Annotated in this window: 12 protein-coding genes and 1 tRNA gene; 6 read left to right on the plus strand and 7 right to left on the minus strand. The window is 46.5% G+C overall.

From position 1 onward, the window contains the following. The first annotated feature begins 6 nt into the window (after positions 1 to 6). Entirely contained in the window at positions 7 to 1,143 is a 1,137-nt protein-coding gene (gene appB / locus SK35_RS19460) for a cytochrome d ubiquinol oxidase subunit II (RefSeq protein ID WP_048214859.1), read from the plus strand. A gap of 13 nt (positions 1,144 to 1,156) precedes the next feature. After that, on the plus strand, positions 1,157 to 1,246 hold the full coding sequence (cbdX, locus tag SK35_RS19465) for a cytochrome bd-II oxidase subunit CbdX (protein WP_003830863.1): 90 nt from the start codon (positions 1,157 to 1,159) through the stop codon (positions 1,244 to 1,246). A gap of 52 nt (positions 1,247 to 1,298) precedes the next feature. Here the strand turns inward: cbdX and SK35_RS19470 are convergent, their stop codons facing one another. Next, positions 1,299 to 2,012 carry a GNAT family N-acetyltransferase gene (locus SK35_RS19470; protein ID WP_032942443.1) on the minus strand — a complete coding sequence of 238 codons (714 nt, stop codon included), beginning with the start codon at positions 2,010 to 2,012 and terminating at the stop codon, positions 1,299 to 1,301. Positions 2,013 to 2,204: 192 nt separating this feature from the next. Beyond that, positions 2,205 to 3,674 carry a MocR-like pyridoxine biosynthesis transcription factor PdxR gene (gene pdxR / locus SK35_RS19475; RefSeq protein WP_048214860.1) on the minus strand — a complete coding sequence of 490 codons (1,470 nt, stop codon included), beginning with the start codon at positions 3,672 to 3,674 and terminating at the stop codon, positions 2,205 to 2,207. Positions 3,675 to 3,798: 124 nt separating this feature from the next. Here pdxR and SK35_RS19480 point away from each other — a divergent pair, with 124 nt between their 5' ends. The 4 genes from SK35_RS19480 to SK35_RS19495 all read left to right on the plus strand — a co-directional run bounded on the left by SK35_RS19480 (position 3,799) and on the right by SK35_RS19495 (position 8,219). Beyond that, the gene (locus SK35_RS19480) at positions 3,799 to 4,248 is read left to right on the plus strand and encodes a GNAT family N-acetyltransferase (protein ID WP_032942441.1); all 450 of its coding nucleotides are present in this window, start codon (positions 3,799 to 3,801) and stop codon (positions 4,246 to 4,248) included. A gap of 167 nt (positions 4,249 to 4,415) precedes the next feature. Beyond that, positions 4,416 to 5,420 (plus strand): LacI family DNA-binding transcriptional regulator, encoded by a 1,005-nt coding sequence (locus SK35_RS19485; RefSeq protein WP_008783828.1) that lies wholly within the window; start codon positions 4,416 to 4,418, stop codon positions 5,418 to 5,420. A gap of 153 nt (positions 5,421 to 5,573) precedes the next feature. After that, on the plus strand, positions 5,574 to 7,025 hold the full coding sequence (gene nhaC / locus SK35_RS19490) for a Na+/H+ antiporter NhaC (protein WP_008783827.1): 1,452 nt from the start codon (positions 5,574 to 5,576) through the stop codon (positions 7,023 to 7,025). A 12-nt stretch (positions 7,026 to 7,037) separates the two neighbouring features. Then, on the plus strand, positions 7,038 to 8,219 hold the full coding sequence (locus SK35_RS19495) for a MalY/PatB family protein (RefSeq protein ID WP_048214861.1): 1,182 nt from the start codon (positions 7,038 to 7,040) through the stop codon (positions 8,217 to 8,219). 209 nt (positions 8,220 to 8,428) lie between these two features. On the opposite strand, the gene SK35_RS19500 is transcribed toward SK35_RS19495, so the two are convergent. The 5 genes from SK35_RS19500 to SK35_RS19520 form a co-directional block, all read right to left on the minus strand. After that, a tRNA-Thr gene (locus SK35_RS19500) sits at positions 8,429 to 8,504 on the minus strand. Positions 8,505 to 8,669: 165 nt separating this feature from the next. Next, positions 8,670 to 9,134, minus strand: a complete 465-nt coding sequence (locus SK35_RS19505) for a methyltransferase family protein (RefSeq protein WP_048214862.1) — start codon at positions 9,132 to 9,134, stop codon at positions 8,670 to 8,672. A gap of 265 nt (positions 9,135 to 9,399) precedes the next feature. Next, a complete protein-coding gene (locus SK35_RS19510) occupies positions 9,400 to 10,848 on the minus strand; it encodes an EAL domain-containing protein (protein WP_048214863.1) in 1,449 nt (482 codons plus the stop codon). A gap of 517 nt (positions 10,849 to 11,365) precedes the next feature. After that, the gene (locus SK35_RS19515; protein WP_048214864.1) at positions 11,366 to 12,061 is read right to left on the minus strand and encodes a fimbria/pilus periplasmic chaperone; all 696 of its coding nucleotides are present in this window, start codon (positions 12,059 to 12,061) and stop codon (positions 11,366 to 11,368) included. Beyond that, complete coding sequence (locus SK35_RS19520) at positions 12,058 to 13,665, minus strand: fimbrial protein (protein WP_048214865.1); 1,608 nt, start codon at positions 13,663 to 13,665, stop codon at positions 12,058 to 12,060. The genes SK35_RS19515 and SK35_RS19520 overlap by 4 nt, the downstream gene beginning before the upstream one ends. Between the last annotated feature and the right edge of the window lie 4 nt (positions 13,666 to 13,669).

Consider the following 13,669-nt stretch of genomic DNA (forward strand, 5'->3'; position numbering starts at 1 on the left):
ACAATCATGTTGGATTATGAAACGTTGCGGCTCATTTGGTGGCTGCTGATTGGCATCATTCTGGTGGCCTTTATGGTCACTGACGGATTTGATATGGGGGTCGGCTGCCTGTTACCGCTGATCGCGCGAAACGATGACGAGCGACGGGTGTTAATCAATAGCGTCGGGGCGCACTGGGAAGGTAACCAGGTGTGGCTTATTCTGGCGGGTGGTGCATTATTCGCGGCCTGGCCGCGGGTCTATGCCGCCGCATTTTCGGGGTTTTATGTGGCAATGATCCTGGTGCTGTGTGCCCTTTTCTTCCGCCCGTTGGCCTTTGATTATCGCGGCAAAATAGCCAATGCACGCTGGCGTGCTATGTGGGACACCGGGTTGGTTATCGGGAGCCTGGTCCCTCCTGTTATCTTCGGCGTCGCGTTCGGCAACCTGTTCTTGGGCGTGCCTTTTATCTTCACACCACAGCTTCATGTGCAATACCTGGGCACTTTCTGGCAGTTACTCTCCCCCTTTGCGCTGCTGTGCGGCGCATTAAGCCTGATGCTGGTTATTCTGCAAGGGGGCATGTGGATCCAGTTGAAGACCGACGGCATTCTTCACCAACGCGCGCTCTCTGCTACCCGTCGTAGCGCAATGCTGGTCGTGCTCTGCTTTCTGTTAGCCGGTTACTGGCTATGGACGGGGATCGACGGCTATGTGCTACTTAGCCAGGAGCCGAATGGTCCTTCCAACCCGCTATTAAAAATGGTAACGACCTCACCGGGCGCATGGATGGCGCACTTTTATCAGTCACCACTGCTGTTAATTATTCCGCTGCTTGGCATGATTTTCCCGATGCTCGCGATCTATGCCTGCGGGCAACGTCGGGCCGTATGGGGATTTTTGTGCGCTTCACTGACCCAGACCTGCGTGATCTTCACCGCCGGAATCACCCTGTTTCCGTTTGTGATGCCTTCAAGCGCGTATCCGCTCTCCAGCCTGACGGTGTGGGACAGTACCTCCAGCCAGATGACGCTCAGTATCATGCTGGTTATTGTGCTGATTTTTCTACCGATCGTTCTGCTTTATACCGTGTGGAGTTATTACAAAATGCTGGGACGAATCAATGTAGAAACGATCCGCCGCCACAATCACGAACTTTACTAGGGAGGACCGTACGATGTGGTATCTGTTTTGGTTTGTCGGCATTCTGCTGATGTGCGCACTCTCCACGCTGGCGCTGGTCTGGCTGGAGTCGCGGCAGAAATAATTCTGCGCGTACGCTACGCTTTCTGGCTCTCCGGTTTATTCGGGGAGCTTTTTTATCCCCTTTCCATCAGTTCGCCAAGGCGCCGAATCTGCCGTCCCTGGCTATCGAAATTACCCTCATCGAGCCACAGATCGTAGGCAGGTCGAAGTGTCGGGTACTCGCCGTCGATGATTGAGTACCATGCGGTATCACGATTTCGTCCACGGGTAACGATAGCCTGCCGAAATATACCTTCAAAACTGAAGCCAAAGCGCTCTGCCGCCCTACGGGAAGGCGCATTGAAGGCATCACATTTCCATTCAAAGCGGCGATAGCCCAGATCCTCAAAAACGTACTTTAAAAGCAATGAGATGACTTCCGTTGAAATTCGTGTGCGTTTCATGCGTACGGAGTAAGAAACATGCCCTACCTCAATCACACCATTTGCGGGATCAATCCGCATCAGTGCAAACGTACCAACAGGTTTCATACTGGTTAAATCGATCACGGCAAAATGCATCGGATCTGTCTGTTCTTCCATGTTTTTTAAATAAACCAGGAAGGCATCAAAAGTTTCAAAAGGCCCGACCGCCAGATATGTCCAGTCGCGACAATCGCTTGCTTCGCAGTACGCTTCATACAACTCTTTTGCATGGCGTTCGGTGTTAATGCGTTCAAGCTTACAATAGCGACCTGTAATTTGCTGAGCCTGTGGAAAGGGTGCGCCTTTCCAGTCAGACAAAGTCATACCTACGGGTTGTTGGAATTGATTAAAGACGCCCGGCATATCTGTACCTCTTACAAAACAGAACTAAACCAGCGCAGGGTATGATCAAACTGAGCGGCCCAAAAGAACCACAATGCGTGTTTTTAACGGATCCACACTCTTTAATTGTACAAAAAACAAACTCTATATTTTTGCCCGTAGCGAAAGAAACGTATTTACTGCATTAATGCTAAGAGCTGAATAAATTATAATTTAAATAACCTGAGCCAAACGGCGAATCCCATCAACAATTGCCTCTACCGGATGATTTGCAAAACCAATCAAAATCCCCTGTCGTGAGACATCGCTCTGGTAATAACGACTTAGTGATAGTATTCCCATCCCTAGTAATCTGGCTTGCTCCTCAACTTCATTTCCGGTTAATCCGTTTTGTAGCCAGCACACAATATGGACGCCAGAGTCAGAAGGCTGCACAATCATTTTATCAGCCAGGTATTCTTGAATAGCATTGACCAGCGCAGTTCTTCTTTCATAGCATGCCTTACGAATTCGGCGCACATGACTGGCATAGTGACCATCCTCAATAAAATTCGCCATCACAGCCTGTTCAAGATAACTGGTGCCAAGATCGGAAAAATATTTCGTCACCATAATCTGTTCTTGTAAACCCGGCGGGACAACTAAAAAACCTAAACGGAATTCCGGGTACATCATTTTAGAAAATGTTCCGGCGTAGATTACGCGTTGATTCTGATCTAATCCTTGCAGAGCTTGTAAAGAACGGTCGGCATAACGGAACTCGCTATTATAGTCATCTTCAAATATCCATGCCTGATTCGACTTCGCCCATTCCAGCAACTCAAAACGCCGGGATAAACTTAACGTTCCACTTAATGGATATTGATCCGACGGGACGACATAGGCCAGCTTAGCGTCAGGAAAATGATCAATACCATAGCGGACGTTCATTCCCTCGCTATCTACCGGTACCGGCCTCACCATCGCGCCAACTGACATGAAGGCTCCGCGAGCGCCTTTGTAACCCGGGTCGTCCAGCCAAACGTCACTTCCTGCCGACAGCAATGCTCGTGCAGTAATGTTCAATGCCTGTTGAATACCATTTACGATGACTATCTGATCTTCGTTACAGTTCACTCCACGCGTTGTTTTAATGTAGCGGCAAACCGCTTTTCTCAAAGGAAGGTACCCGCAAGGATGAGTGTGAGCGCCCAGTTGATGCCGGGATTGTCTCCAGACACGTTGCAGTAGCTTTCCCCATAACGCATGCGGGAAGAGATCCGTACACCCGACACCAACCGCAAATAGGCGGTTCATGCCGCGCCCTTCATACTCATTTGACCACAAATCGCGAACAGGATTATTTCGGCTGTGAACCTGTTCATCAGGCGAGACGACGCCCCCCGACGCTATCTTTGGATAGCTATTGCTGATACTCCGATCCGGAATATTATGTGAGACATATGTTCCAGACCCTTTACGGGTCTGGATATACCCTTCATCTAATAGCCTGTCATAACCGGCGATCGCTGAGTTTCGTGAAATTGACATCATCTCGGACAATGCCCTGGTTGACGGCATTTTTGTTCCTGGCGGCAATCGCCCTTCGAGGATGTGATCGCGGAGGATGTGGTAAACCTGCTCCTTAACCGCGCCTTTTCCTAAAACAAATCCTTGAAATAAAGGCGCATTGTTTTTCTTCATTGTATTAACCTTTATACTAAAAGTGGATCCTATCAATATATCGAAAGTGTCTCTTTACGAGAATTTATAAAGTTCTTAGTATCATCATACTAACACATTACTCGTATAAAATATCAGGATATATATGACTAACATGAATACCGTTACTATTGAAAGTGCAGAACAAAAAGACTACGCCAGCTGGCTTCCTTTATGGATAAACTATCAAACTTTTTATCGCACTAAAATTTCAGATGAAGTAACAAAATTAACGTGGGAGCGTTTCCTTACCCCGAGCGAACCTGTTTATTGTGCTGTTGCCAAATATGATGGAAAAATAGTGGGACTGGTGCATTATCTCTTTCACCGTTCAACATGGGCAGAATCCAACTATTGCTATCTCGAAGATTTATTTGTTAGCGAAGAGGTACGTGGTCAACATATCGGTAAACAGCTTATCGAGTATGTCCAACAACAAGCCAAAAAACACCACGCGTCAAGATTATACTGGCATACGCATGAAACCAATCTCCGTGGACAACGTCTGTATGACTGGGTGGCCCAAAAGAGCGGGATGATCGAATATCGTATGTAAGGATAATAATACTCAGGATAGTATTTAATTATTCAGTACTAAAAATAAGCCTCTGAGTAGATATACTCAGAGGATGTCTCGGTGACAAATCCCCCCAACCTGAATAAGATAAGGAAAAGGCCCAGCGATAAGCAAATTCTTAAGAATCAAAAAGGTAAAGAGCCAGCATGGCAACGATAAAGGATGTTGCAGAGTTAGCGGGAGTGTCCACCGCAACAGTTTCACGTGTTATTAATCAAACCGCATGGGTTGAACCCGTGACGCGTGAGCGTGTTGAAAAAGCCATGCGCGAACTGAACTATCATCGCAATGCCGCCGCTATTGCATTAGCGAAACGCAGCGGTGACATGCTCGGGTTATTGACCGGCAACCTTGCCGATCCCTTTTTTGCCAGGCTTGCCCGAGGCGTGGAAGAAGTATCACGCCAGCAGCAATTTCGGCTGATGGTATGCAGCGGTGGCCACGATGAAGGAATGGAAAAATCAGGACTCGATTTTCTGATAAACCAGGGCTGTGAAGCTATTGTGGTCCATGCCAGTAGACTGTCTGAAAAGGAACTGTTGCGATATGCCGCTCATTTTCCTGCCATGGTGGTCGTGAACCGCTATATTGCCGGGATGGCCAATCGCTGCGTGTGGCTGGAAAATAGTCAAGCAGCTAAAACAGCCACGCTACATCTCCTGGAACAGGGGCACCGTTGTATTGCCTGCGTGACAAGTGATTTACCGATTATCGATCGCCGTGAGCGGCTGGAAGGCTATCGCCAGGCGCTGGCCGAATATGGCATTACGCCAGATAAAAACTGGGTGATTAGCGTACCCTTCAATGAAGAGGGTGGCGAACGCGCTGCGCATCAGTTGCTTAATTGCGGCATTCCTTTCACCGCAGCGGTGACGTTTAATGATGTAATGGCCGCCGGGATTATGCGCATCCTCCATCAGCAGGGAATTACACTTCCGCAGCAGCTTTCGATCGTTGGATTTGATGATGTGGTGATGGCCCGCTATCTCTACCCCGCACTCACAACAATGCATTATCCCGTTGAGCGCATGGCTCGCTGCGCTTCGCAGCTGGCGATACAGCTTTTTAAGGGCGCAACTCAGCGTCCCAGCGTGAATAGTTTCACTGCGGATTTAGTGATCCGCGATTCTGTTCTTCCCCCCTCTCTCTGAAATCAATGCGTAAATCGTCAAGCCCCTGAATTGTGATCGACTTCAAGTTTAACGTCTTCATGTAATCGCTTACATGAGGGCCAATGAGCGATCACAGTCAGGCAAAAGGGTGTTCTCTACTCTTGAGCGACCTTACAGACTGGAGATTCATGAATGAATGCCTCTCAAAATCAGAAAAAAACACTCTCATTTGGACTGGCAGTGATCCCTATTTTAGCCATGCTACTGCTGCTAATTATTGGCTACGGCATCATGGGGCTACGTATTGAGCCTTTATTGCTATGTTCTGCTGCAGTCGCCGCGGGCATGGCCTGGTGGCAAGGGTATTGCTGGGAAGACATCATTAATTCGGTGGTTGATAAACTCGCCAAAGCAATGCCGGTTATCATGATTCTTATCTGTGTCGGCGGCCTGATTGGTACATGGATGTTCAGCGGCACCATCCCTTACATGGTGTACTGGGGACTTAAACTCATCAGCCCCGAATACATTCTCATCGCCGCCTTCTTTTTGACCAGCGTCGTATCGGTGTGTACCGGAACCTCCTGGGGTTCCGCCGGAACGGTTGGCGTAGCATTGATGGGCGTTGCCGCCGGACTGGATGTTTCGATGGCAGCAGCGGCAGGTGCCGTTGTTTCTGGCGCTTACTTCGGTGACAAGATATCGCCGCTGTCAGACTCCACCAACTTTGCGGCCATTGTTGCAGATACCACCCTTTTCGAGCATATCCAGCACTTATTGTGGACCACTATTCCCAGCTTTCTGCTTGCCGCCGTGGTTTATCTTATTGCCGGCCACAGCAATATGCTCGGCGAGGTCGCCACGCCGCAACGGGTTACCGATATTGTCAACGCTCTGGAGTCGCTATACCACTTCAATATCATTCTGATTTTGCCGCCAGTTATTGTGTTGTGGGGCGCGATTCGTAAAAAGCCAGTCATTCCTTTAATGCTGAGTGCATGCGTATTAGCCCTGATTCTGGGCGTTGTCATGCAAGGACTCAGCATCAAGCAGGGACTGGATGCCTTTATAGATGGATTTAACATTACTATGTTCCCGCAAGGGAGTGAGGGCATTATTGCTGATGTTCCGCGCCTGCTGAACCGCGGCGGAATGTTCTCAATGATGAGCACTATCCTTCTGGTATTTTGCGCATTCTCTTTTGCCGGTGCCTTAACGTTAACCGGCGCGCTCAACATTATCATTAACCGCTTACTGACGGTCATTCACAGTGTCGGTCAGTTAATTGCGGCAACCATTGGTACCACCCTTCTGGTGACCGGAGCAACAAGCGACGGCAAGCTGGCTCTTCTGGTTCCAGCTGAACTGTTTAAAGACGCATATCGTCGTATGGGACTGGATACCAAAAATCTGTCCCGCACCATTGAAGACGCTGGCACCGTCATTGAGCCGTTGTTGCCGTGGACCGCTGCCGGAGTTTATATGGCCACGACATTAGGAGTGAGCACGCTGGATTTATTGCCATGGGCGATTCAGTGCTATGCCGCAATCTTCTTCGCCTTGATTTACGGTTTCACGGGAATCGGTATTGCGAAGGCACCATCAGTGGCAGAAACAGAAAAAAATATCACGGCAACAGAATAGGGAGAGCATGTAATGGATTTTAATAAGATTATCGATCGTCACGATACCGCCTCGCTGAAATGGGACTTTATGGCGCGATATTTCGGCGAGGATACACATCAACTGTTGCCAATGTGGGTGTCTGATTTTGACTTTACTTGCCCGCCCGCTGTTCAGGAAGCTTTAACTCATCGCGTCGGGCACGGTATTTTTGGTTACAGCGAACGACCACAAAGCTACTTTGATTCATTAATTTCATGGTTCTCAACCCGGCATCAGCTGGAAATCAAGCAAGAGTGGATCTGCAGTATTGAAGGTGTTGTCCCGGGATTATCGCTACTCGTACAAATGCTGAGTCAACCCGGTGAAGGCGTGGTCGTTCAGGGGCCTTATTATGGTTCATTCGCTAAAATTATCTCTCTGAACGGCAGACAGCTGCTGGAAAATCCGTTGTATGAGGACCCGGCTACCGGTTATCAAATGGATTTTGCTCACCTGGAAATGTTATTCCGGACTGAACGTCCACCATTAATGATTTTATGTAATCCGCATAACCCAACCGGTCGTTGTTGGTCTGCACAGGAGCTGGAACAGCTACTTACGCTATGCGAGACCTATGATGTGACGTTGCTGTCTGATGAGATATGGGCAGATTTATTGCTTCCTGGAGAACAATTTACTTCAGTTCTGCATCTGGGAGAACGCTGGCATTCGCGTGTAATTTCAGCCACTTCAGCCAGTAAAACGTTTGGTTTGTCGACATTGCGTATTGCTAATTTTCTGATACCGGCACCGGCATTGCGTGAACACTTTTTACGCCGTCTGGATGCGCATGGACTTGATGTATTCAATGCGCTATCCGTCGAGGCGAGTACGGCTGCATGGCAACATGGTGCGTCATGGTTAGACGAGTTACTTGGCTATCTGGCTGAAAATCGACGCTGGTTTATTCAACAAATCGATGAATATCTCCCATGGGCTCGGGTTGTTCCTTCCCAGGCAACGTATCTATTGTGGATAGATTGCAAAGCGCTTGGACTGGATGATGAGCAGCTCAAATGGGTAATGCTTGATGTTGCCGGTATTGCGCCTTCAATGGGAAATGGCTTTGGTCCTGCTGGAAATGGTTTTATCCGGCTGAACATGGGATGTCCACGCGCCTACCTCGAAAAAGCGGTAGAGGGGTTGAAGCGTATTGCATTTACATCCTGCTGAATCTGCTCAGTAAATGAATCGGCCCTGGCACAGGGCCGCTCGATATTATCAGCCATTTCGACGAGGCCTGATTAACGGCCTCTGAACTACCAACCAAGAATGGCGATACGGAGAACGTGGGGCAGGTTACCCGGAAAATAAGATGTGCGCTGAAAACCGCAGTAAACGGGGTTTGCGTTGATTTCGGTAGACCTGGGAAGAGTTTGAAATGGTGCCGATAATAGGAGTCGAACCTACGACCTTCGCATTACGAATGCGCTGCTCTACCAACTGAGCTATATCGGCCCTGATAAGGACATGCCCACGAATGTGAACACGGGGTAGAAGGTTAAAACTAACCGGGCGATGCGTCAATGGCCTTGCGAATCAAACGCCTATTTTTGCATCATCCGGATTCAATTACGCACGAATCGTGTCGTCACTGGCTTCCTTGTACGCGGCAAGGGAATTCTATAACCAGCGGCGAACACGCTGCTCATAGCGTTTCCATTCCAGCCCGAAATGTTTTCGCAGTTGTTCCTCTTCAAAATCAATATGCAATCTGGCAACCACTAGCATAAACAGCGGTGCAGCCAATATTCCAATCAGGCTACCGACGTAAAGAGCAAAAGCTAACTGGAGTCCACTCATTCCAAGATAGATTGGATTGCGGCTCCAAGCATAACATCCGCCAGTAACAAGTGTGGTCGATTTCTCTGCATGCAGTGGGTTTAGCGTCGTACGTTTCTTCCGCATCTGCCACGCGGTATGCAGTATCATCGCCAGACTGACGCTAGCCAACAATGCACTTATTACGATAGTCACCGCGCCAAATGTGAAACGCGGGATCGCCGTCAACGCATCCGCGATGAGGAATAATAATAGGATGAGTGGTGGTGGAAGCCAGACTCTTAATTTTGTCAGGAAAGGACGCATGGCTACGGGCTAACCTCAGTACCTGTTTGATTAACGCTGATATCACTATAAATACCCCGTTTAAGATACATAAACAAACGGTGCATACTTCACTGCAGGACTTTTTACTTAACCAGACAGACAGGCAGCGATGCAAAGACGCCAATACCAGAGGCGTCTGCCCCTGGTGTTCAGGAAAAAATCATGCTGCAGGCCATGTCAGCTCAGAGCACATACTCGTTTAAAGGTTTTACCCTTCATATGTAAAAACCGTGTCAAAAATGAATTACGTAGATAAAGGTGAATCCGACGCTGATTCAAACAAATCTACAGACTGCTGGTAATACCGGATAAAATCATTAAATGTCACTGGCGGTAGAAACTGATACCCCTGCAGATAGTCAACATTATTTTTTCCCAGCCATTGTTGCTGATAGTCATTTTCAACGCCCTCGGCCACCGTACGTAACCCCAGAAGTCCTGAAAGGTGAGTAATTGACTCGAGCATAGGGATATATTGATCAACCTCTTTAATTTCCTTAATGAAGCTTTTATCAATTTTGATTACATCCAGGTCTAACTCATTGAGATAGCAGAGATTAGCGTATCCAGTACCAAAATCATCCAAAGCAAACAACACACCTTTATTTCGTAACGAACGAATAAGTTCTTTGATTGCAGGAGTGATCGTGAACGTTTGGTTCTCTGTTATCTCTATCATCAATTTTATCGGCAGACCTTGCGTTATCTCCATAAAATTAAGGCATTCCCAATAGAATACGGGATTATTTAAACCTGACGGACTGACATTAAAAGAAACGAACAGAGTTTTATTAATGCTTGCGCCTCCAGAGACCAGATTGCGCGCAACAGCGGTCATTAAATAGCTAGTTAACTCATTGATTAAGCCACTTTTTTCAGCCAATGGAATAAACTCTCGCTGAGAAATAGCATAGTTATGTCCCTGTGGCCAACGAGCCAATACCTCAACACCACAAACGTCGCCCCTGATATTCACGATGGGCTGAAAATAAGGAATGATCTCCTCATTCCTTATTGCCATACTCAGTCTACTAGTATCCGAAACATCATATGCGTCAGTGTAAACCGCATCCCCATTCACATTATTATTGATTATAGAGCTTTCATTTAATAAATTATTTCGGGTTAAAAAGATAACAGTTTCATTAAAATTGGAAAAGCCGAGGCGAGCAGTAATTTTATCCCGATATCGATACACTGACTTAATTGTTAGCGAATTAGCAATACAGAAATCATGCAGTTTTTCTTTTGTGAATGATGAATACAGCATTTCTTCTTCAAATTCAGTCAAGTTAAAAGTAAACATCGGTGAATCTTTATTGACTTCCACAACTTTGTTAGGTGCCAATAGACTCTCTTTTAATTGAGCGATCAACTGCTCCGACAATTCCCCCCCATTGATAAAGGAATATTCTTCATATCCCCGATTAACAGGCAGGGTTTCGCACATCCGCAGAACAATACAGTGTATGTTGATGAACTGTGTACTGTTTCTCTGAAGCCATTTTTTGACCAATAATAATGGCAACCGGTTATCGATCACCAGCAAGCAGGACGGATATTGCGACATAACTGACTGCGTGCCAGAAATAAATGTCCGTGCATCGATCAATACCAGATTTGGTAACCATGCTTTTATTCCTGAAAAAAGGAAAGTATCATAACTGAGCAGAAAAATTTTTTTCGTATTCATAGTTATCACCAACTTAAATTTATGGCATAGCAGGTCCCTCGCTCTATTCACGAGAGAATATACAACACCTTCGACCTCCAATAATCATAAGGCGATTCGTGATATAACTTTATCCATAAGCCATATCACGTAAATTCAGAATTTATAATCACAGTTATCCATATGAGTATTCTCATCACACCGTAAGTTCCATTTAAAAATTGAAAAAGAAAAAACTCCATTTCTTAATCAGTACAAATCCCTTTACTCACTTTCACTTCATTACAAAACAAAAAGCTATAAATACAAAATTTACAAAACATATAACTACAGTGACCAACAGAATAACATATTACCGTAGTTTATGCTGACCGACAAACTAAGAGAGGATGTCGTAGATCTTGTATTCATAAACATTTCCGGCAATATGCACGACATATTGTTTCATCGACTCTAAATTTATTGCTACATTTTCTATAGCGAGTGACAGTATAGGTTCAATATATAATCAGGGCATATTGGTTCAGACCCAACACCCTTAATGATTAAGCTTTAAGCAACCCTGACCCACGGGTAGGTATTTCTGCAACGCTACGATAAATTTCCGGTTTTTTGTTTTCAACTCACTACTATGCCAGGTTTCCCCCGGTAACACATAACGCATGGTGGCTTCATCATCAGTTGAGTGACACCCCTGGTGTACGATAATTTTGAAAAAAGTATTCCCTGTGTTTTTCAACGTCCCGTTTATCTCATCAATGGTGTAGCCCAGGTTCATTTTCCTCGGACGAACGACCAATATGGTATCCATAGCGATCACCGGGAGAGCCTGTCCGCCTTTCCCTTGATTACGCTCGGTAAACAGCGTTATCGGCATTTCACGAAACAGTATTCGGTAATAGCGTTCTTTATCATCCTGCGGGCCACGATAGAAAATCTTAAAAAACTCACTTGCCTGCGGTGCCAGTGAAAAACGGAGCGGAGTAAACAAAAGTTCGCCTTCGGCAATAGCACTTCTGTTTTCACCTCCCGGTCCCGGTTTATCTATTTTAACTGCGCTAATACTGTACACGTTCTGTTTCTGGCTATCGTTATAGATTCGTTTACTGATAAATGATTTATCCGATGGCATCTCATAAATAGTCGACTCCAGATAGACGGCCTGTGCGGAGCATGCAGTCAGCCCAAAAAGAAAGACAAATGCCCATCTTAGCGCCAAACGGCAGTGGCTCATGGCGTCACTCCCACCCAGTTCGCCGTCACTTTGATCTCTCCGCTGGCACTGACAACACCTTCCCAATCCGCCCCAGAAACGGTCAACATCGAACGCGAATCATTCATTGGGAAAAGCAATTTCAAATCAGTCGCAAAATAGCTTCCATCATCTGTATTATTTGCGTCCCAGGGCGTCTGTTGCCATTGCGCATCTCTCATGCTGATTGCCGCTTCACTGCAGCTATTTCGTTTTTGCACCACGCCCCCCGACTCACTGTTGTATTGCAGAAAGGCGGGAATTGGGACGGACAGCCCGCCTTGCGCAGACGTAAACAGGCAGTAAGGCACATTGTTTATCGTCGTACTTTCCCCAATAACTTGTGCGGTAATGCTATCAGCCTGACGAGGCCCCGAGACCGTCACGGTGTAATCCATTTCAATCGGAGCGGTCTCGCCAATTGTGCCGCTGCCGCTTGCCGAGGTGCTGTTATCCGATGAGATAATACTGATCCCATATTCCTTTGGCACAATATTGAGCTGTAGCGAAGGAGTAAACTGGTAATACCCCGACTCTGGCGTCACGCTATTTGTAAAAGCAAATGTAAATGGTTGGCTGTTGGTGATACTGACGCCACTGTCCACCATATTTTTCAGGAATGTTTTCGACAAAAAGACATAGACATACTCGCCACCATTACTAAAAATATTATAATAAATCGACGTCGAGCTAAAATTAGTCCAGGATTGACCATCACCAGAATATTTAATTGTGGCAGCTGCCGGTGTAAAACCAAGCAAACCGCTATCCGCATACATACGAATACGTAGTGAAGCCGTCAGGTTGCTGGTTTGATTTAAATTGTATGAAATCATCTTACAGATAACGCCATCTTCACGACTGACCACACCCAGCTCACAATAACCACTGTCTTTAGTGATGCTCGGCGTACCATCACTGGCAACCCATAACTCCTGAAATGCATTGGTAGAAACCAAAGACAAATGACCTATTTTATTTAATGTATAAGGTCTGATGTACCAATTACCGCTGCTCTGGTCTTTACAACGCTGTCCAGCCGCATAATCATAGTCAATCGTGGTTCGACAAAAATTAAGGTTATATGTCTCTGCGCTTCCGACCGACATATTGCGGAAGTATTCATACGCCGAGTCTGTCAGCGATGCAAAACCATAGTATCCACCGGCGATCCCGGATCCGGTTGCTTTAGTGTGATAAAAACCAAATTGATCGGTTAGCTCGGCAGCAATGTAGCCAGATGCTGGGCAATTAGCACCAGTGGTGCAACGAATACCCCGGAATGGTTCACTGATTGGCGAATTATCAATCCACATATCCTTGTAATATGTGGTATTGGCTACCCAACCAACGATCCCCATATATCCCAGGCTATCCTGGTCGTTTCCATATTTTACCCAGGTGTTCGACCCACTAATTCGAGGATCGAGGGAGGACGGGGTAATAAAGTATTCGTTATCAACATTGTTTTCTATAAACAAATAATTGTTATTGACTGCTGCCTGAGTGGATGCCGAGAGCGCCCAGGCAGATGGGGATAACACGGCAAAGGCACACCCAAAAATAAGAGATAGAGATTTATTCATTATT

The organism is Citrobacter sp. MGH105 (genome assembly GCF_001037485.2).
Lineage (GTDB): Bacteria > Pseudomonadota > Gammaproteobacteria > Enterobacterales > Enterobacteriaceae > Citrobacter > Citrobacter portucalensis.